Annotated in this window: 12 protein-coding genes; 6 read left to right on the top strand and 6 right to left on the bottom strand. The window is 66.5% G+C overall.

The window, feature by feature from the left end:
- Window positions 1-29: 29 nt before the first annotated feature.
- From TS85_RS13105 to TS85_RS13095, 3 genes are read right to left on the bottom strand one after another with little or no spacing between them, the layout of a single operon-like run.
- Window positions 30-2,714 (bottom strand): glycoside hydrolase family 3 C-terminal domain-containing protein, encoded by a 2,685-nt coding sequence (locus TS85_RS13105; RefSeq protein WP_044332732.1) that lies wholly within the window; start codon window positions 2,712-2,714, stop codon window positions 30-32.
- Between the two features lie 57 nt (window positions 2,715-2,771).
- Complete coding sequence (locus TS85_RS13100) at window positions 2,772-4,316, bottom strand: tryptophan halogenase family protein (protein WP_044332731.1); 1,545 nt, start codon at window positions 4,314-4,316, stop codon at window positions 2,772-2,774.
- Between the two features lie 60 nt (window positions 4,317-4,376).
- Window positions 4,377-7,262: a TonB-dependent receptor gene (locus tag TS85_RS13095; RefSeq protein ID WP_044332729.1), complete on the bottom strand. Its 2,886-nt coding sequence runs from the start codon at window positions 7,260-7,262 to the stop codon at window positions 4,377-4,379.
- Between the two features lie 332 nt (window positions 7,263-7,594).
- Here TS85_RS13095 and TS85_RS13090 point away from each other — a divergent pair, with 332 nt between their 5' ends.
- From TS85_RS13090 to TS85_RS13070, 5 genes are all read left to right on the top strand, one after another.
- Window positions 7,595-8,284 (top strand): SapC family protein, encoded by a 690-nt coding sequence (locus TS85_RS13090; protein ID WP_044332728.1) that lies wholly within the window; start codon window positions 7,595-7,597, stop codon window positions 8,282-8,284.
- A gap of 53 nt (window positions 8,285-8,337) precedes the next feature.
- The gene (locus tag TS85_RS13085; protein WP_077228840.1) at window positions 8,338-9,294 is read left to right on the top strand and encodes a cupin-like domain-containing protein; all 957 of its coding nucleotides are present in this window, start codon (window positions 8,338-8,340) and stop codon (window positions 9,292-9,294) included.
- Between the two features lie 86 nt (window positions 9,295-9,380).
- Window positions 9,381-10,457: an alpha/beta hydrolase gene (locus tag TS85_RS13080; protein WP_044332725.1), complete on the top strand. Its 1,077-nt coding sequence runs from the start codon at window positions 9,381-9,383 to the stop codon at window positions 10,455-10,457.
- A 22-nt stretch (window positions 10,458-10,479) separates the two neighbouring features.
- Window positions 10,480-12,048 (top strand): glycoside hydrolase family 43 protein, encoded by a 1,569-nt coding sequence (locus tag TS85_RS13075; protein ID WP_044332723.1) that lies wholly within the window; start codon window positions 10,480-10,482, stop codon window positions 12,046-12,048.
- An 8-nt stretch (window positions 12,049-12,056) separates the two neighbouring features.
- Window positions 12,057-13,955 carry an NPCBM/NEW2 domain-containing protein gene (locus TS85_RS13070; protein ID WP_155006410.1) on the top strand — a complete coding sequence of 633 codons (1,899 nt, stop codon included), beginning with the start codon at window positions 12,057-12,059 and terminating at the stop codon, window positions 13,953-13,955.
- A gap of 127 nt (window positions 13,956-14,082) precedes the next feature.
- Here TS85_RS13070 and TS85_RS13065 read toward each other — a convergent pair whose 3' ends face one another.
- Window positions 14,083-14,844, bottom strand: a complete 762-nt coding sequence (locus tag TS85_RS13065; RefSeq protein ID WP_044332719.1) for a FadR/GntR family transcriptional regulator — start codon at window positions 14,842-14,844, stop codon at window positions 14,083-14,085.
- A 139-nt stretch (window positions 14,845-14,983) separates the two neighbouring features.
- Between TS85_RS13065 and araD1 the strand changes: the two genes are divergently transcribed.
- Window positions 14,984-15,976 (top strand): AraD1 family protein, encoded by a 993-nt coding sequence (araD1, locus tag TS85_RS13060; RefSeq protein WP_044332718.1) that lies wholly within the window; start codon window positions 14,984-14,986, stop codon window positions 15,974-15,976.
- 45 nt (window positions 15,977-16,021) lie between these two features.
- Here the strand turns inward: araD1 and TS85_RS13055 are convergent, their stop codons facing one another.
- Together TS85_RS13055 and TS85_RS13050 are read right to left on the bottom strand one after the other, a co-directional pair.
- On the bottom strand, window positions 16,022-17,611 hold the full coding sequence (locus tag TS85_RS13055) for an alpha-N-arabinofuranosidase (RefSeq protein WP_044332716.1): 1,590 nt from the start codon (window positions 17,609-17,611) through the stop codon (window positions 16,022-16,024).
- 21 nt (window positions 17,612-17,632) lie between these two features.
- The gene (locus TS85_RS13050) at window positions 17,633-19,966 is read right to left on the bottom strand and encodes a glycoside hydrolase family 127 protein (RefSeq protein WP_044332713.1); all 2,334 of its coding nucleotides are present in this window, start codon (window positions 19,964-19,966) and stop codon (window positions 17,633-17,635) included.
- Window positions 19,967-20,007: the final 41 nt, after the last annotated feature.

The following is a 20,007-nucleotide window of genomic DNA, read 5'->3' as shown; positions in this document are numbered from 1 at the left end:
TGAGCCCCTGCCTGCGCAGGGAGCAGATACTACTTCGGCAGCGCCACCGCTTCCTTGACGCTGAAACTGCCCGATTCACTGGCGACACCGGTGCCGGGCTGGCCCGACCCGACGCTCACCCGGTACTCGCCCGCCAGCACTTGCCGCACGCCCTCGACGGTCACGGCGCTCAGGTCGCGCGGGGATAGGTCGAAGCTTAGCGTGCGCACCTCGCCGGGCTTCAGCGTCACGCGCTGGAACCCGCGCAGTGCGACGCCGGGCGCGCCGGGGACCGCGGGGAAGTTCAGATAGAGCTGGGCGACTTCGTCCCCGGCGCGGGCGCCGGTGTTGCGCACTTGCGTCGTCACGCGAATGCCGCGTGCGGCATTGCCCTTGGTCTCGATCTTGAGCGGGGCATAGCCGAACTGGGTGTAGCTGAGCCCATAGCCGAACGGGTAGACCGGGGTGCCCTTGAAATAGCGATAGGTGCGGCCCTCCATCGCATAATCGCCAAAGGGTGGCAGGTCGTCGATGCTCTTATAGAAGGTCAGCGGCAGCCGCCCGGCAGGATTGGCCTTGCCCGACAGGACATTGGCGATCGCGAGCCCGCCCGATTGGCCGGGATACCAGGCTTCGACGATCGCCGCCGCATTGTCCTTTGCCCAGGACAGGTTGAGCGGGCTGCCGTTCATCGCCACGAGGACGATCGGCTTGCCCGTGGCGCGGGCGCGTTCGAGCATCGCGATCTGGTCGGGCGGCAAGTCGAGCGTGGTCTTGTCGCCGCCCTTGAAGCCGGGGATCTCGACGGGGGATTCCTCGGCCTCCAAGTCCGAGGTGAGGCCGACCACCGCGACCAGCACGTCCGCCTGTGCGGCGGCGGCCTTCAGATCGGCGTCGGGCGTAGTCGATACGCGCTTCCACACCAGGTCGATTCCGGAGAGGCCGTGCGATTCCGAGGTGATCTCGATCGGGTAGCGATGCCCCTTTTGCAGGCGGATCGTCTTGAGCGTGGGCAGGCTGCCCCAGCCGGACTTGCTGAGATCGGCAAAGGGCTTGCCCTCCAGTTTCATCGCGCCGTTGAAGCCGGTGATGCCGAGGCGATAGGTGCCGGTCTCCGGCGGGACGAGGAACCCGGCGAACACGACGCGGTGATGGTCGGACACCTGCGCCAGATCGAGGCTGCGCGCCGCGACATCGGCTTCCTGCCGGGTGACGGCGGGCGTGTCGGAATAGCGCATCTTGGCGATATAGGCGCTTGCCGCGCCGGGTTCGAAGCGGCGCGGGGGCGTCTCGACCGGATTGTAGTAGCGCGCGAGCAGGCCGGGCCGCCCGTCGGGGCCGCGCAGCGCCGAGGTGGGCACGCGGTCGCCGTCGGTGAAGGATTCGCCGAACGCGACATGGCTGACTCGCGCCGAGGGCATGGCGCGGCGCAGGCCGTCGAGCACCGAGATTGGCGGGGCAGACAGCGCGGACGAGTAATTGCCGCGCAGCACGCGCGTCGCGTCCCCGAGCGGGCCGATCACCGCGATGCGCAGCCCGGGGCGGAGCGGCAGGATGCCGTCATTCTTGAGCAGCACCAGGCTCTTTTCGGCAGCCGCCAGCGCCAGCGCGCCGTTGGCGGGGGTGCCGATCGCGGCGACCGTCCCCTCCGCCTTGCGCACGCCGGGCAGGTCGCCGTTGCGGTAGCGGGCCGAGAAGAGGCGGACGAGCGTGTCGTCGACTTCGCGCTCGGTGATGAAGCCACGCGTCAGCGCCTCGCGATAGCGCCCCGCCAGCCCGGCGGTATCGCCCAGCGTCGCGCCATTGCATTCGTTATCGACCCCGGCGCGCAGCGCGGCGGCGACGGCGGTTGCGGCATCGGGGGCGTATTTGTGGTTGTCGTGGATATCCTTCACGGCGTCGCAATCGGACACGACATAGCCGGTAAAGCCCCATGCGCCGCGCAGATGCTCCTTGAGCAACAGGTCGCTGGCGCAGGCGGGCTGGCCGTCGATCCGGTTATAGGCGCACATCACCGATCCCGCGCGCGCGTCGACGATCGCGGCGCGGAAGGCGGGGAGGTAGGTGTCCTCCAGATCGTGGCGCGAGACATAGACATTCGCGCTGTGGCGCGTCGATTCGGGGCCGCTATGCACTGCGAAATGCTTGGGCGTGGCGACCACGTCGGGAAGGTCGGGGTTCGGCCCCTGCATGCCCTGGACAAAGGCGACGCCCATCGATGCGGTCAGATGCGGGTCTTCGCCATAGGTTTCCTGGCCCCGGCCCCAGCGCGGATCGCGGAAGATGTTGATGTTGGGGGACCAGGTGTCGAGCCCGGTGCCGATCCGGCCCATCCGCCCGGTCTGGCGCGACAGCGCGTGGAGGCCGCGCACCTCCGCGCTGATCGCGCTGGCCACGTCCTGGACCAGCGGTGTATCGAAGGTCGCGGCGAGGCCGATCGGTTCGGGAAAGTTGGTGGTGGGCAGCGATCCCAGCGCGCCGTGGAGCGATTCGGTCCACCAATTATAGGCGGGGATACCGAGCCGATCGATCGCGGGCGCGGTGTTGAGGAGCTGTTCCAGCTTCTCGTCGATCGTCAGCTTGGCGACGAGGTCCGCTGCTATCCGGTCGGCGCGGGCGCGTTCGGGAGAGACACTGGCGGGACTCGACTGGGCGAGGGCGGGGAGGGGCGCAAGCGCGATCCCGGCCAGCAGCAGGAGGCGCGTGCCGGTGCGGCGCGACGATCGGATAGTCATGGTCAATACCCCTCATATGATAGCCCCCGCGCCGTCACCCCGACGCAGGCAGCGCAGTCAGATCGGCTGGAGGCCGTGGTCGATGATCTTGCGGATCAGGTCGCGGTTGCGCGGTAGGGCGCTGCGCAGCCTTTCGGTGTTCGCCTTGTTCTCGCGGATCGCGCGCTCGGCAGCACGCGCCTCGTCCTGAATCGCCAGCGGCTCGATTTCGGTGCGATAGCCCATGCCGTACAGCACATATTGGTAGCTGGCGGCGGGAAATACCTCCTCGATCCGGTCGAATTCGTCATGGAAGCCGGGCGACTGGTAGCGCCACAGCAGCAGCAGCTCCTGGAGCCGCTCGGGGACCGTCTCGGGCCGGACATTGTCGCGCCAGAAGTCGGTATCGGTGCGCTGGGTCAGCACGTAATGGAGCTTGAGGAAGTCGATGATCCGGCCCCAGCGATACAGCGTGGTCGCGTTGAAGCGCGATGCGATCACGTCCATCACTTCGCGGCACGCCGGCATCTGCTCGGCGATCAGCTTGGCCGACAGCTCGATCAGTACGATCGCCGAGGCCTCCAGCGGCTCGAGGAACCCGGCGGCGAGGCCGACGGCGACGCAATTGCGCTTCCAGAATTGCGCGCGGTGGCCGGGGCGGATTGCGATCCTGCGCACCGGCAAGCCATCCGCCGCGGGGCCGAGATAGGCGCGCAACTCGGCCTCCGCCGCATCATCGGAAATGTGGTCGCTCGAATAGACATGGCCCGTGCCGCGCCGCGTCGGCAGCCCGATGTCCCAGATCCACCCCGCGCTCTGCGCGGTGGAGATGGTCTGCGACGCGATCGGACTGGTTTCGCTGTCATAGGGCACCTGCACCGCCAGCGCGGTGTCGCAGAACAGGATGTCGCGGCACCCGACAAAGGGCACGCCCAGCGTCTCGCCGAGCAGCAGCGACTTGAACCCGGTGCAATCGACGAACAAATCGCCCTCGATGTCGCCGGCCTGTTCGGTGGCGATCGCGGCGATATCGCCATCCTCGGCGAGCTTCACTTCGCGCACATCGGCCAGGACGTGGCGCACGCCGAGCTTCTCGGTGCAGTGGCGCTGAAGGAACGGCGCGAACTTGCCCGCGTCGAGATGATAGGCGTAGTTCGCCGCGCCTTCATATTCCGGGGTGGTGATCGCCTTGGGCGCCAGCCCGTCGTCGCACAATTTGCCCTGCGGACAGACCGCATCGCAAAAGCTTTCGCCCTGCGCATCGCGAAGCCAGTGCGGGGCCAGATTGACCTGCCCGAATGCCTGGGGGAGCACGAGCGGGTGGTAATAGCTGTCGTCGACCGCGCCGGTCGTCCAGCGGGCGAAGCGCGCGCCCTGTTTGAACGAGGCGTCGCATTCGCGGAAGAAATCGGTTTCGGAGATGCCGACCTTCTTGAGCGTCGAGCGCAGGGTCGGCCAGGTGCCTTCGCCGACGCCGATGATCGGCACATTGGGCGATTCGACCAAAGTTACGGTGAAACTATGCGGAATGCGGCTCTTGTGCCGCGCCGCGATGATTGCGGCAGTTAGCCAGCCTGCGGTGCCGCCGCCTACGATCACGAGTTTCCGGACTGGTCGTACCATGCGATCCTGCAGAAAAATTGGGGTGCCCGGTATCGCGGGCACCCCAGGTTGGGTCGAACCTTAGTAGCGGAAACGCACGCCGCCGGTGAAGCGGCGACCATAGGACCAGATGTCGAGCGCCTGGTTCGCGAAGCGGCCATGGGTGCTGTAGGTCGAATTGTTGATGTTGGTCACTTCACCGAAGATCGTGAACTGCTTCGTCACGTCGTAGCTGGCCGACGCATCGACCTGAAGCTGCGCATCGACATAGACCGGCTCGGCGCCATAGGCACCGCCCTGGCCCTGGCCGATGCCCGACAGATATTCGTCGCGCCAGTTGACCGCACCGCGGATCTGGAACCCGTTCTTGTCGTAGAAGCCAACGAAGTTCGCCGACTTGGCAAGGCCGGTAACGGCAAAGGCGCCGCCCGTGACGTTCGACTTGTCGTAGTTGCGATTGCTGCTCGGCAGGGTGGTGTTGGCCTGGAAGCCGAAACCGCTGTCGCCGAACACATGCTGCACCGCGATTTCAAAGCCCTTTACCGTCGCTTCAGGCCCGTTGATCTGGGCGTTGATGCTGAAGATCGCGGTCTGGCCGGTGCTGGGGTCGATCACGCCGTCGATCGGGCCACGCGTCACGCCGCCGACGATGAAGTTGGTGATGTGCTTCAGATAGGCGTTGATCGCGAGATACGAGTTGCGCTGGTAATACCATTCCAGGCCCGCATCGAAGTTATCCGAGAGATAGGGCTTCAGGTCCGGATTGCCGCCGCTTGCCGACAGGCTGCCGACACGCAGCGTGCCCAGACTGGTCACTGGGTTCAGGCTGCTGAGACCCGGACGAGTCAGGGTCCGCGATGCATCGGCGCGGAACACGAGGGTAGGCGTGATTTCCAACTTCGCGTCGATGCTGGGTAGCAGGAACGTGTAGTTCGACTTCTTGCGGATTTCCGTGCTGGCCGAATAGCCGTCACGGTTGGGCCCCAGCGCGGGATTGGGCTGTATCAGTGTCGGATCGCCTGCCGGGATCGAGAGCCCAAGCACACGGCGACCGATTGCCGTCGTCTGGAGATGCGTCGTTTCGTTGCGGATGCCGGCAGCGATCGTGAACGGCATGCCCGCAATCTCATTCTCGAACTTGGTCTTGAACCACACCGACCAAGTCTTTTCATGGACCTCGAGGACGCTGCCCGGGTTGAACGAGGGCGCCACCGAACCGCCGCTTGCTTCGAGCAGCTTGTACACCGCATAGGGATCGTACACGAAGAAGCCGGGCGCCAGGTTACCCGAATATCCCGGGATGAAGCCGCTGGTGCTTACCGTTCCCTGATAGACGTTGGCAGGCAGGGGACAGATGCCGCCCGACGAACCGCCCGTGCGGCCCGAACAGGTGCCATAGCCCGAGCGGCTGGCGAACACGCCGTTGGTGAAGGTGCTATCGCCCTGCTGGTACAACGTGTCATCGATGTACTGGCCGCCCAGCTTTGCCAGGAAGCCGTCCTTTTCCCAGCCGATCGCGCCGCGGAACTGGCGAACCGTGTCATGATTGTAGTTGGTACCCCGCACGATCACGTGCGAGCCGACCACCGAGGTGTCGAGGAATCGGCTGACATTTCCGGCGGGCCCGATGTCATGGATTTGAGGCAGATAATCCTTGCTCGCGCCCAGGATCGTGACGCCGGTATTCGCGCCCAGCACGGTCGTGTTGTTGGCGTTGGTGCCGCCATAACCGATGTCCATGCTGTCGTTATACCCGCTCTTGCCCGGATTGCGGGTCGCGCGGGCGAATGCGGCGTCGGCCTCGAACTTCAGGTTTTCGGCGAGGTCGATCTTCAGGTTCGCGCCGACCTGGTTCGATTCATAAACGTTGCTCGAACGGTTTGCGTTGAAGTCCATCGGCGTGCCGAACTGGTTGAAATCGACGACCACACCGTTCGCATCGGTCTTCACGTTGCGTAGGTCGCTGCCGTTGAACCAGGCAGCATAGCCGTAGCTTTGGCTGGAAACGGTCTGGCGACTGTAATTGTCGTCGATCGTCAGCAGGATGTCGTCGCTCGGCTGCCACTGAACGGCGATGCGGCCGTCGATGCGCTTGTCCTGCGTCGACTGCTGGTTGATGCCGTGCTGCTGCGGAAACCAGGTCGCCTTGCCGGTCCGGTTGGCGTCGGTCATCTGGGCGGAGGTACAGGTCGCGGTTAGCTGGCAGGCGTAGAGCCCCAGCTTGCCGCCTCCCTGCGCGCCGATCCAGCCCGGGATGAACACCTGGTTCGATTCGGTATCGCGGCGCGTATAGGCGACGCTGCCCAGCACGCCGAACTGGCCATCGGCGAAGGTATTCGACACCAGCAGGCCGCCGGTGGGAGTGATGCCCTTGTCGCGCGACTGGATCGAGCCCGATGCCGAAGCCGCCATGACAAAGCCCTCGCGGTCGAGCGGCTTGGGCAGCGAGATGTCGATCGTGCCGCCGATGGCGCTGGTCGACAGCTCGACGTCCGGCGTCTTGTAGACGCTCAGCCGGCCGACGAAATCGGCGCCGACGGTCGTGAAGTCGATTCCGCGACCGCCGGTCGCGGTCGAGAGCTGACGCCCGTCGTACAGCGTGCGGACGAAATCGCCGCCGAAGCCGCGGATGCTGACGCCAGTCGCGTCACCGCGAGAGCCCGAACGCTGGATAGCGACGCCGGGAAGACGCTGAAGCGCCGAGGCGACGTTCGAATCCGGGAATTTGCCGAGGTCCTCTGCGGAAATGACATCGACGACGCCGGAGGACTCGCGCTTGATGTCCAGGTTGCGCTGGAGCGAGCCGCGGATGCCGGTGACGATGATTTCTTCGTCGCTGGTTGCGGTGGTTTGGGCAGTATCCTGCGCGGCGGCAGGCGCGATGCAGGCGAGCACGATGGCGCTCGACGCTGCCGACAGCAGCAGCTTGCGCGCTACTGATCGATTGCTCGACGAATCTCGATTCATTTCAGTCATTCCCCTCCAGTTCGTTGCGAGCGGCCGGGATGTACTCCCCCCAATAGCTGCCCATCGCGTTCAACCGCGCTCACGGATATGGAGATGCGCCAGGAACCCCATGCGGGGCGCGCAGACATCCCTCCCAAAATCCGAAATCTTTGCTTCGGTCTGCGGGCAAGCTACTTGCGAAAGTTAGCGCTATCAAGAGGATTATGTCGGCGTAATAAGATCGCTTAAGGCTGTTGCCGAAACTGCACAGTGCCGATGGATTTGCGCGTGCTGGCGGGGACTTGCCTCGCGCCCCGGCTTGGGCAAAGCCGGTAAAAAAGGGGGAGAGGGACATGGCCGAGCAATTGGAGCTGCTGAACAGCGAGTCGCATCGCGACGTGCGGATGCGACTCGGCGGAATCGATCCGCACCCGCATTTCGTGATGGTTGTTCCCGAGGAATTCGCTGCGGCCGCAGCGGTTTGTCCGATCTTCTTCGCCAAGAGCGCCGACACCGGCGAATTCTACGCGGCGGCATTGCTCGGTTTTCAGCCCGGTGAGCTTCTGGTGGAGGTGACCGCGCAGGGGCAGCCGGTGTTTCAGCCGCTCGAGATGCAGCGGCAGGGATTCTTCACTGCCGAAGCGGACATTGCGATCGACCTGGGGCATCCGCGATTCGGGGCCGGCGCGTCGGTTGCGCTGTTCGAGGACGACGGCACCCCGAGTAATGCGATGCGCAAGGTTCAGCGGGCGCTGGGCGAACTGGTCCGCGGGGTCGAGGCAAGCCGCGCGCTGGTGCGCGAACTGATGCGGCTCAAGCTGATCGAGCCGATCGACATCGCGTTGCAGTTCGACGATGGCCAGCGGCTGACGCTCGACGGGCTGTATACGGTGAGCCGCGACGCGCTGGCCGAACTCGACGATGCCGAGGTGCTCGCGCTGTTCCGCAGCGGGCAGTTGCAGGCGGCGCTGTGCGTGAGCGGGTCGCTGAGCCAGGTGCCGCTGCTCGCGCGCCGCCGCAACGAGCGGCTGACGGCGGCGTGAGCGCGCGGATCGCCGAGGTCGATGCGGCGGCGTTCCACGATCCTGCGCGCTTCATGGCGGAGATCGCCGAACGGTGCGAGCCCGTGGTGGCGCGGGGCGTGGTCGCGGACTGGCCTGCGCTGGACGCGGCGCGCGACTCGCCGGCGGCATTGCGCGCCTATCTCGCGCGGTTCGCGAGCGACATCCGCGCCGAGGCGTTCGTCGGCGATGCGGCGATCGCGGGGCGCTACAGCTATGGCGAGCGGCTCGAAGGCTATAATTTCGAGCGGGCCGAGTATCGCCTGCTCGACGCGCTGGACCGGGTGCTGGAGAGCGCGGCGACGCCGGGCGGCGCAACCGTCTATATGGGGTCGCTCGACACCGATCGCTATTTGCCGGGGTTCGCCGCGGAGAACCGAGTCGCTGCGGTGCCCGCCGCCGTCGCGCCGCGCGTGTGGATCGGCAATGTCTCGACCGTCGCCTGCCACAACGACACCTATGACAATGTCGCGTGCGTCGTCGCCGGGCGGCGGCGATTTACGCTCTATCCGCCCGAGGCGATCGGCGACCTGTATGTCGGGCCGATCGACCATACGATGGCGGGGCGCCCGGTCAGCCTGGCCGCAGGGAGCGCGGAGCCCGATCCGCGCTACCCCCGTTTCGAGGCGGCACGACCGCTGGCGCGCGTCGCCGAGTTGGGGCCGGGCGACGCGATCTATGTGCCCAAGCTGTGGTGGCACCAGGTCGAGGCGACGGCGCCATTCAACATCCTGGCAAATTACTGGTGGGACGCATTCAGCCATGGCCCCGATGCGCCCTACACCGCGATGATGCTGGCGATGATCGCGATCGCCGAGCGGCCTGCGGGCGAGCGCGCGGCGTGGCGCGCCTATTTCGATCATTATGTATTCCGCGGCGAGGGGCATCCGCTGGCGCATCTCGACGAGCAGCAGCGCGGCATCCTGGGCCCGTTGCGCGCGAATTACGGACGGATTCGCGCGATGGTGATGCAGATGCTGCGCGGCGGCTGAGGCGCGCCGAAGCCGATTGACTCGCGATACAATAGTCGGACAAATACCTGAAAGCCGGGCACGAGCCCGGCGAGGGGGAGAGAGACATGTCCGCATTGATCCGTCCGGTCGGGGCCGCGCTTGCGCTGCTCCTCTGCGGCGTTTCCGGCGAAGCGCGCGCGCAGGTTACGACCAATGTGCCGGCGCCGGTGGCGGGTGCGCGTCCGCTCGCGGTCGAGCGGATCAAGGTCCATTCGCCGGCGATCGAAGGCAATCTGGAAGGCGAGACCCCCGACCGCGACGTGATCGTGATGCTGCCCCCCAGCTATGCGAAGAGCCCGCGCCGCCGCTATCCGGTGGTTTATGCGCTCCACGGCTATTCGATCGGCGCCGAGCAGTGGAGCAAGGAAATCCACGTCCCCCAGACGATCGAGGGCGCCTTTGCCAGGGGCGCGGCGGAGATGATCGTCGTGTTCCCCGACAGCAAGACGATCCACAACGGATCGATGTATTCGAGCTCGGCGACGACGGGCGATTTCGAGGCGTTCGTCGCGCGCGATCTGGTCGCCTATGTCGACGCGCATTACCGCACGATTGCCGCGCGCGAGAGCCGCGGGCTCGTCGGGCATTCGATGGGCGGCTATGGCGCCAGCCGGATCGGGATGAAGCATGCCGATGTGTTCGGCGCGCTTTACATGATGAGCCCGTGCTGCATGTCGCCGCGCGACCCGGCCCAGTTCGATGCGAAGGCGGGGGCGGCGCTGGAGGCAGTGCCCTCGCTCGAAGCCGCGACCAAGCTTGGCTGGGGCCAGCGCGCGCAGCTAGCCACCGCCGCCGCATGGTCGCCCAACCCGAAGAATCCGCCGCTGTTCGTCGACCTGCCGACCAAGGCTGGGGTGGTCCAGCCCGAGGTGCTCGCCAAATGGGCAGCGAACGCGCCGCTGGCATTCGTCGACCAGTATATCGGCGCTCTGCGGCGCTATCGCGCGATTGCGATCGATGTCGGCGACAAGGACGGGCTGCGCTTCGACGCGCAGAAGCTGCACGAGGTGCTCGACCGCTATGGCATCGCCAATGGCTTCGAAATCTATGCCGGCGACCATACCAGCGCAGTCGCGGCGCGGTTCCAGGAACAAGTGATGCCGTTCTTCAGCCGCAACCTCGCATTCACCGCGCGGCGCTGAACCAGCGGACAGGGAGACGGACGTGAAGGCATTTGTGGCGAGTGCGATATTGTTGGCGGCGGCGCTGCCGGCATCGGCGCAGGTGTGGCGATCGGACCAGGGCGACGGGACGTTCCGCAACCCCGTGCTCTATGCGGATTATCCCGATCCCGACGTGATCCGCGTCGGCAGCGATTATTATTTCGCGACAACGACCTTCGTGAACACGCCCGGCATCACGATCCTGCATTCGAAGGACCTGGTGAACTGGACGCTCCACGCGCATGTCACCGACAGGCTGGACGGGCGCGAGCAATATGACCTGAAGAACGGCAACGGCTATCGCGGCGGGCTCTACGCCACCAGCCTGCGGTACCATAAGGGCATGTTCTACATCGCCGTGACTCCGGTGGGGCAGAAGACGCGGATCTATACTGCGCGCGACCTGCGCGGGCCCTGGCAGTTCCACCAACTGGATCGCGAGGCGTTCGATCCCGGCTTCTTCATCGACGATGATGGCACCGGCTATATCGCGACGGCGAGCACGGCGGACGGGACGATCACGTTGCTGACGCTCGACAAGGCGTTCCGCACCGTCGTCGATGCGCGCAAGATCCATTACATCAAGGGTGCCGAGGGCGCGAAGGTCATCAAGCGCGGCGGCTATTATTATATCTTCAATTCGATCCCGCCCCGGCTGGGCATGACGGTATCGCGTGCGCGCAGCCTGTTCGGGCCGTGGGAGACGCGCAACCAGATCGACGACAAGAGCGGCGGGCATCAGGGTGCGCTGGTAGACCTGCCGAACGGGCAATGGTTCGGCTTCGTGATGGTCGATGCCGGGTCGATCGGGCGGATGACCAATTTCAGCCCGGTCTTCTGGGAAGACGATTGGCCGCGCTGGGGCACCCCCGATGCGCCCGATCGCGTCCCCGATCGCGCGCGCAAGCCGATCCAGGGTTTTGCCTTCGCCGAGCCCGCGACTTCGGACGATTTCGCGCGGTCCAGGCTGGGCCTGCAATGGCAATGGAACCACAACCCCGACGATACGCGCTGGTCGCTGCGCGAGCGGCCTGGTTTCCTGCGGCTGCGCGCGACACAGGCGAACGATATCTGGTCGGCGCGCAACACGCTGACGCAGAAGGGACAGGGGCCGCAGAGCCGCGCGGTGGTGAAGCTGGACATCCGTCAGGTGCGGGCGGGCGATCGCTGCGGCTTTGGGACGTTCGGCCAGTATAGCGCGAGCATCGCCGCCAGCCGCGCTGCGGACGGCAAGCCCTATCTGGCGATGTCGGTGGTCGAGAGCACTCAGAGCGGCCCGAAGATCGACCTGCGCGTGCCGAATGAGCCGATTACGGGCAATGCGCTGTGGATCGCAGTGGACGCCGATTTCGTGCAGGATCGCGCGGTGCTGTCGTACAGCCTCGACGGGCGCGCGTGGAAGGGGCTGGGCGGCGACTTCCCGCTCGCTTTTGCATGGCGCACGGGCACCTTCCAGGGCGAGCAATTCGCGATCTCCTGCTTCAATCCCCAGCCGGGCGGCGGCACGCTCGACGTGGATTCCTTCATGCTGACGCGCGGCAAGCCCGTCGCCGCCACTCCCAAGCCATGAGGCACGACATGATCAAGAAATGGGCGAGCGGCGCGGCCGCGATGTTGGCGCTGGCGGCGCCGATGGCGTGGGCACAGGGCGATCCGCTGGCGCCGGCGGGCCGCTGGACCGCCTATTCGCGCGGCAGCGCGACGTTGCCCCCGATGGGGTGGAATAGCTGGAACGCCTTCACCAGCGACATCGACGAGGAAAAGCTGCTCGCATCGGCGACGATCATCGTCCAGTCGGGGCTCGCGGCGAAGGGCTATCGCTATATCGACATCGATGACGGCTGGTGGCTGAAGCGCCGCCAGCCCGACGGGCGGATGATGATCCGCACGACGACTTTTCCTTCGGCGGCGATGCCCGATGGCACCACCAGCTTCCGCCCGCTCACCGACCGTCTGCACGCAATGGGGCTCAAGGCAGGCATCTATTCGGACATCGGGCGCAACAGTTGCGGGCAGGTTTTCACCTCGACCTTCCCCAACCAGCCCGAAGGCACCGTCGCCGAGCGCGAAGTGGGGCTGTTCGGGCATGTCGACCAGGACATAAAACTCTATTTCGCCGATTGGGGCTTCGACCTGATCAAGGTCGATGGCTGCGGCATTCGCGGGCTTCCCGCAACCGATCCGAAGGTCATGGCGGGCCAGTATCGCGCCTTCAAGCCGCTGGTCGATTCGGATTCGCTCGCGCGGACCGACGTGGCGGCGGTGCGGCGGCTTTATGCCGAGGTCGGCGCGGCGCTGGAGCGGCACAACCCGGACAATGACTATCTGTTCTCGATCTGCATCTGGGGCGCCGCCGATTCGCGGTCCTGGTCGAAGGATGTCGGCAACATCTCGCGGACCAGCGAGGATATCTCGGCCAATTGGAGCCGGATGCTGCACAATCTGGACAGCGTGCTGCGGCGTCCGCTCTATGCGCATCCGGGATCGTGGAACGACCCCGACATGCTTTTCGTCGGCAGCGGCGAGTTCGACGAGAACCACCTGGTCGAGGCGCGGTCGCATTTCTCGCTCTGGGCGATGGTCAATGCGCCGCTGTTCATCGGGTACGACCTGCGCAAGGCGCCCCCGGCGATGCTCGACGTGCTGGGCAATGCCCGCGTCATCGCGCTGAACCAGGACGCGGCGGGGAACCAGGCGGTGCTCGCCTATGACTCGGGCGATGTGTCGATTCTGGTGAAGACGCTCGCCAATGGGCGCAAGGCCGTGGCGGTGCTCAACCGCACCTCCGCGCCGATTGAGGCGGTGCTGACCGCTGCGCACCTCAAGATGCTGGCCGATGCCGATGTCCGGCTGACCGATTTGTGGAGCGGCGCGAGCCAGAGTTTCCGCCGCGAGACCCGGTTGAAGCTCGGTGCGCGCGAGACCTTGCTATTCGCGGCCGAGGGCACGCGCAAACTGGTGGACGGACTCTATCTCAGCGAGCAGCCGGGGGTGGTGAACCCCGCGGTCGACGGCGTGGTCGTCCCCGAGGCCGAGCCGCTGATCCACCGCGCGATCCTGCCGTGGATGAGCACGCGCGGCGGCGGCGAGCGGCCCCGTTATGGCGGCTGGGGCGGCGCGGCGGCGGATGCGACGCCCTATGGCGCGGAACTGGCGATTGCGGGCAAGCGCTTTGACAGCGGCGTCGGCGTGCTGGCCAATTCGCGGATCGAAGTGCGGAACAACGGCTATCGGCGGTTCAGCGCGATGGTGGGCATCGACGAGTCCGCGCGCGATCGCAGCCAGCCGGTGACCTTCGCCATTTATGGCGACGGCAAGCTGCTCGCCCGGTCGAAGCCGGTGCGATACGGCGCGGCGCCGGTGCCGCTGACCGCCGATGTGGCGGGGGTGAAGATCGTCGAGCTGGTCGCGCGCACGCCGACCGCGATGCGTTTTTCCGATCCCGTGACATGGGGCGAGGCTGCGCTGCTGCGGTAAGCGGGGGCTGCGTCGGTCTCGGGGTTCTGTTCTCCTGCGCAAGCAGGAGCCCAGAGTCGCAGGCAGTGCGCTTGGGGCTCTGGACCCCCGCTTGCGCGGGGGCGCGGGAAAAGACCTAACGCCCCCGTCACATCGCGGTGCGCGTGTCGTCCAACGCGAGGTCGACCAGCGTGCGCATTGCGCTGCTCGCCAGTTCGGGATCGCCCGCGATGATCGCTTCGCAGACGCGGGCATGGTCGGGCACCGGGTCGCGCGGCAGTGCGCGCATCCGCTGTTTGAACTGCGTCGTCCAGTTGACCGCGGCGCTGATGCTGGCGCTGAGCGCCATCAGCGCGGCGTTGTGGGTGGCGCGCAGCAGCACGTCATGGAAATCGCGATCGGCGGCGCGGCCCTCCTCGGTCGCGAGCGTGTGCCGCCGCATCCGAGTCAGCGCATCCTTGAGGTCGCGGATGTCGGTCTTGTCACGGCGTTCGGCGGCGAGGCGCGCGGCGGCGGGCTCGACGATGGCGCGCAGTTCGAACAGGTCGCGGACGAAATCCAGGTCCGGCTCCCCCGAAAACGCCCAAGCCAGCACGGCGGGATCGAGGATGTTCCAGCGGCTGCGCGGCAGCACGCGCGTTCCCGCCTTGGGACGGCTTTCGACCAGCCCCTTGGCCGTGAGCACCTGCACCGCCTCGCGATAGGCGCTGCGCGAGACGTCAAGCGCCTCGGCATTCTCGACTTCGCCGGTCAGCCGCTCGCCGGGCGCGATCCGTCCGGACACGATCGCGCTGCCCAGATAATGCGCGACGGCGCCGCGCAGGCGGCGGCCCGAGCCCTTGGGCGATCGGACGACCTGGTCGATTGCAATCTCTCCGGAGGGCAGATTGTCCTCCCCCTTGATCGGCATGCGCATGCGCCTCCACTGTGGCACCATCCCTTATCAGGGGCGCTTTGCCAAGCAACGCCTGATTGCCTTTCGGATTTCGGCTGATATGTCGGACTAAATCGAGCGGCTCGGCGAGCCGCGCAGTTCGGGAGAGCATGGCATGAGTTTTCGACTTTCGCAGCATCGCGCCGCCGATGGCACCCGCCGGGTGATCGCAGCGCGGGGCGGGGAGGCGCATTTCGTGCGCGGCGTGGACGGTGTCCGCGCACTGGCGATGGCGGCGATCGAGCGCGGCGTCGGGATTGCCGAGACGGTCGAGGCGCTTGGGCTGGACGAGGCGGTCGACCTGGCTGCCGAGCAGGCGGCGGGGCGGCTGCTCGCGCCGATCGACCATCCCGACGCGGCGCACCTGATCCTGACCGGGACCGGGCTGACGCATCTCGGCTCGGCGGAGGGGCGCGACAAGATGCACCGCGACGCCGCCGCCGCCGCGCACCAGACCGATTCGATGCGGATGTTCCTCGAGGGCGTCGAGGGCGGCAAGCCCGCGCCCGGCGATGTCGGCCAGCAGCCGGAATGGTTCTACAAGGGCAATGGCACGCATTTGATCGGTCCCGACGCGCCGCTCGCGATGCCCGCCTTCGCGCAGGATGGCGGCGAGGAGCCCGAGCTGGCGGGCATCTATCTGATCGGGCCGGACGGTACCCCGCACCGGCTGGGGCTGTGCCTTGCCAACGAGTTCAGCGACCATGTGACCGAGCGGCACAATTATCTGTGGCTGGCGCATTCGAAGCTGCGCCAGGCGGCTTTAGGCCCCGAGCTGCTGGTCGGAACGCCGCCCGAGGACGTGCGCGGCACCAGCCGCATCCGGCGCGAGGGCGCGGTGCTCTGGGAAAAGCCGTTCCTGTCGGGCGAGGCGAACATGTCGCACAGCCTCGCCAACCTCGAGCATCACCACTTCAAATATCCGTTGTTCCGCATTCCCGGCGACATCCATGTCCATTTCTTCGGGACTGCGACTTTGTCGTTCAGCGACGGGGTGCGGACGCAGGAGGGCGATGTGTTCGAGATCGAGGCGGCGCCGTTCACGCTGCCGTTGCGCAATCCGCTGGTGCGCAGCGCGCCCGAGCCGGTTGCGGTGGGCCAGCTCTGAGAGCGATGCCCGGGATGGCAGTGGCGCCATCCCGGGCAGGGCGCATCAGGACTCGACCTGGACGACCAGGACCGATTTGGCGGGCACTTCCAGCGTGATGCCGTCGCCCGATGCCTTTGCCGAATAGGGCTTTGGCGCCACCGCATTGGGTGCCGCGAAGCTGTTGACGCTGTCGACCCGCGGCGCGGTGAGCAGCTGGCCCGAGACCGAGCGCAGCTTCACCCCCGCAACCGACGCCCGGACCTGCGCCGGGTTGCGCGGATCGAGGTTGGTGACGGCGATCCACAGCTTGCCGCCGGTATCGCGCGCGGCGATCGCGTCGATGCGGGGCAGCGTCACATCGCCTTCCTTATAGGTGCCGGCGTCGAAGGTGGCGGGCACGAAGGTCGCGTCCTGGAACGGCAGGTACATCTTGAACACGTGATAGGTCGGGGTCAGTACCATCTTGTCCTTGTCGGTCAGGATCATCGCCTGGAGGACGTTGATCATTTGCGCGATGTTGGTCATCCGGACGCGATCGGCATGGCGGGCGAAGATGTTGACGTTGACCGCCGCGATGATCGCGTCGCGCATCGAATTCTGCTGCTGGAGGAAGCCGGGATTGGTGCCCGCCGTGGGCTTCAGCCAGACGCCCCATTCGTCGACGACGAGCGGCACTTTCTTTTCGGGATCATATTTGTCCATGATCGCCGAATGCTTGGTGATCATGCCGTCCATCGCATAGGTGGCCTTGACCAGCCGGGCATAGGCGCCTTCGTCGAAATTCTCGCTGGCATAGGAGGGCGGCCAGCCGGCGGTGGTGTAGCTGTGGAGCGACAGCCCCTCGATGCTCCAGGCCCAGTTGTGGCCCTTATACGCCTTCATCACGGCTTCGGTGTAGCCGGTATCCTCGCCATCCGGGCCGACTGCGATGCGCTGCATCGTCTCGGCGCCGGTCTGGGCGGGGTTGAAGTTGCGGGTGAAGCGGGCGAACGGCTTCATCGTGTCGACATAATGGTCCGGGGTCATCGACCCGCCACAGCCCCAGGCTTCGTTGCCGATGCCGAGATATTTGACCTTGTACGGCGCGGGATGGCCATTGGCGGCGCGTTCCTTGCCTGCCGTCGTGGTGGGATCGGCGGTCATATAGGCCATCCAGTCGGCAGCCTCCTGGACGGTGCCCGATCCGACATTGACCGAGACATAGGCCTCGCTGCCGATCTGGTCGACGAAATCGAAGAACTCGTCGGTGCCGAAGCTGTTGGGCTCGACCGAGTCGCCCCAGTTGGAATTGATCGTGTTGTGCCGCTTCTCCGCCGGGCCGATGCCGTGGCGCCAGTGATATTCGTCGGCGAAGCAGCCGCCGGGCCAGCGGACATTGGGCACGCGGATCGCGCGCAGCGCAGCGACCACATCCTTGCGGATGCCGCGCACATTGGGGATCGGCGAATCCTTGCCCACCCACACGCCGCCATAGATGCCGGTGCCCAGATGTTCGGCGAACTGGCCGAAGATGTTGCGATCGATCTTCGGGCCGGGCTTGCCGGCGTCGATGGTCATCGCGACCGGCGCATTGCTCTGGGCATGGGCAGCGATCGGCGCTGCCGAGGCTAGGAGGAGCAGCAAGGCTGCGGTCAGGGGGCGGGATCGTTGCATAGAGTGTCTCCGGGCTTGGGATCAGGGGGCGGGCGTCGCGATGACGCGCACGCCGTAGAGGACGCTGTCGCCTTGCAGCGCGCGGATGGCGATTTCGGATGAGGCCGTGGTGGTCGGCGGTAGCGGATAGTCGCGGACGACCCAGTCGCTGCGCTTCGGCCCGGCGCGGCGTTCGGTGGCGATCGGGGTGCCGTCGGCGCTGATCTCTGCGACGCGATCGATATCGTCGCCCCAATAGGTGATCTGGAGCACTGACGGCCCCGCGCGGCGCGCGATGCGGAAGCGCAGGCTCTGCCCGGCGGGGAGGCGGCGCGACTTGCGGCCATAGAATTCGCCGGGGGCGCCGCCGGTCGCGGTCAGCGCGTGGTCGCGCTCGGGCTGCATCTCGCCGATATGGAAGATGTCGATCGTGCGGCGGACGAGATCGGCGCGTTCGGCCTCGGCGGCGAGATAGGCGTCCTTGTCCGCCGCCCAGCGTGCCTCGGTGAAGGTCTTGAAATAGACCGCCGTCCGGCGATCGTACATCGCGTAGAACGGGCTCAGCTCGACCGCGGGGCCGAGCACCGGCGCCAGTTGATAGCGGTGCGCGCCGGGCTGGGCGCGCAGCGTACCCTCCGGATTGCCCTGTGCCAGCAACGCGGGCGGGGTGCCGGTGAACGCGGTCGCATCCGGCCCGAGATCGCCCGCCAGGACCAGCGGGCCGCTGAGGAAGGCGACGGTCGCGGGATCGCCGGGCAGCGGCTCGCTGCGCAGGGTCATCGGCAGCGACAGCGTGATGCGATCGCCCGCCTGCCAGCGGCGGTGGAGCATCGCATAGCCGTCGCGGCGGGGGGGATCGATCGGCGTGCCGTTCAGGTGGAACGTGGCGAACGTCGCCCACGCAGGGATGCGCAGCGCGATGCCGGTGGCGGTGCGGGGGGCGGCCTTTACCGACAGCGCGATCTCCCCGTCCATGGGGTAGGCGGTGTCGAGATCGAGGGTCAGCCCGCGTTCGCGCCAGGCGAGCTGCGAGGGTATGAAGAGATTGACGTAAAGCGTTAATTTATCGTGCCAAAAGATCGAATCAGCGTGCTTGGCATGGCTCTCCATCCCCGAGCCGACGCAGCACCAGAAACTGTTCTCCGGCGCCGAATAGGCCCGCCGCGCGCCCGTCTCCAGCGGCATGAAATAGACGAACTGGCCGGTGTCGGGGCGCTGGTGCGCCATCATGTGGTTGAGCTGGACGCGCTCATAATAGTCGAACAAGTCACCGTGCGGTGACCAGCCATAGAGGTGCCGGGTCAGTTTGAGCATGTTGTAGCTGTTGCACGCTTCGCACGTCGCGGTGCTCAGCCGGTCGGCGAGCTGGTCGGGCGGGCCGAAATGCTCGCGTTCCGAATTGCCGCCGATCACATAGCTGTGGTGATGGACGACGCGATCGTGGAAGAAGCGCGCCGCCGTCGCATGCGCGGGATTGCCGGTCAGTTCGTGCAGCCGCGCCAGCCCGACCAGCTTGGGAATCTGGGTATTCGCGTGGAGCCCGGCGAGCTTGTCCTGCTGTCCGGTCAGCGGATCGAGGACCTCGCGGTGGTGCAGCCGCTCGGCGATGCGGAGCCAGCGCGGGTTGCCGGTGATCGCATAGGTTTCGGCATAGGCTTCGTTGATCCCGCCATGTTCGGCGTGGAGCAATTCCTGCACCTGCGCGTCGCTGAGCCCTTCGATGATGCGACCGAAATAGTCGGCGGTGCCGAGCAGGATCGGCAGCGCGCGGGCGTTCCCGATGCCGTGCGCGGCGATCAGCCCCGCCATGATCTTGTGCCAGGTGTAGACGGGCACCCATGCGCCATTGAGGTCCCAGCCGCGCGTGCGGATGTCGCCGCGGCGAACCTCCTCGAACACGATCTTGCCGTCGGCGCTCTTGCCCTGGCGCGGGACGGTGGTGCCGCCGAGATAGCCGTCGCCGTGCGCCTGCTGGATGCGCGCCATTTCGGTTAGTGCGAGATCGAGTTTGGCGGATAATTGCGGGTCGCCGTCATGCGCGATGATCAGCGAGGCCGCGCTCATCCAATGGCCGAGCGTGTGGCCCGCGATCCCGTCGCTCTCCCACCCGCCATAGCGCTCGCCGCGCGTCGGCAGGCCGGCGGACGCGTAGAAATTGTGGAGCAGGCGCAGCGGATCGAGCGACAGCAGGTAGCGGCGATTGGCGGCGAGCGAATCGGCGAAGATCGACGGTTTCAGCCGAACGTGGCGCGAGGGGACAGGCTGGACGCGTGCGGGCGTTTCCGCGCCCCACAGCGGCGCCCCGGTAGCGCCACCAATTGCCAGCGCGCTGGTCCCTGCCACGAACGCGCGCCGTGACGCCACGAAGCCCTTCACCCCTACCTCCCAAATCCGGACGCTACGTTCGACCGTGCTCC

It is taken from the genome of Sphingomonas hengshuiensis, assembly GCF_000935025.1.
Taxonomy (GTDB): Bacteria; Pseudomonadota; Alphaproteobacteria; order Sphingomonadales; family Sphingomonadaceae; genus Sphingomonas; species Sphingomonas hengshuiensis.
This window is presented reverse-complemented; position numbering and strand designations above follow the sequence as displayed.

What these genes read in the sequence shown, in the direction of transcription:
- TS85_RS13100 (WP_044332731.1), bottom strand. Translation starts at nt 4,316, where the DNA reads ATGGTACGACCAGTCCGGAAACTCGTGATCGTAGGCGGCGGCACCGCA.
- TS85_RS13065 (WP_044332719.1), bottom strand. Translation starts at nt 14,844, where the DNA reads ATGCCGATCAAGGGGGAGGACAATCTGCCCTCCGGAGAGATTGCAATC.
- TS85_RS13090 (WP_044332728.1), top strand. Translation starts at nt 7,595, where the DNA reads ATGGCCGAGCAATTGGAGCTGCTGAACAGCGAGTCGCATCGCGACGTG.
- TS85_RS13105 (WP_044332732.1), bottom strand. Translation starts at nt 2,714, where the DNA reads ATGACTATCCGATCGTCGCGCCGCACCGGCACGCGCCTCCTGCTGCTG.
- TS85_RS13080 (WP_044332725.1), top strand. Translation starts at nt 9,381, where the DNA reads ATGTCCGCATTGATCCGTCCGGTCGGGGCCGCGCTTGCGCTGCTCCTC.
- TS85_RS13070 (WP_155006410.1), top strand. Translation starts at nt 12,057, where the DNA reads ATGATCAAGAAATGGGCGAGCGGCGCGGCCGCGATGTTGGCGCTGGCG.
- TS85_RS13085 (WP_077228840.1), top strand. Translation starts at nt 8,338, where the DNA reads ATGGCGGAGATCGCCGAACGGTGCGAGCCCGTGGTGGCGCGGGGCGTG.
- TS85_RS13055 (WP_044332716.1), bottom strand. Translation starts at nt 17,611, where the DNA reads ATGCAACGATCCCGCCCCCTGACCGCAGCCTTGCTGCTCCTCCTAGCC.
- araD1 (WP_044332718.1), top strand. Translation starts at nt 14,984, where the DNA reads ATGAGTTTTCGACTTTCGCAGCATCGCGCCGCCGATGGCACCCGCCGG.
- TS85_RS13095 (WP_044332729.1), bottom strand. Translation starts at nt 7,262, where the DNA reads ATGAATCGAGATTCGTCGAGCAATCGATCAGTAGCGCGCAAGCTGCTG.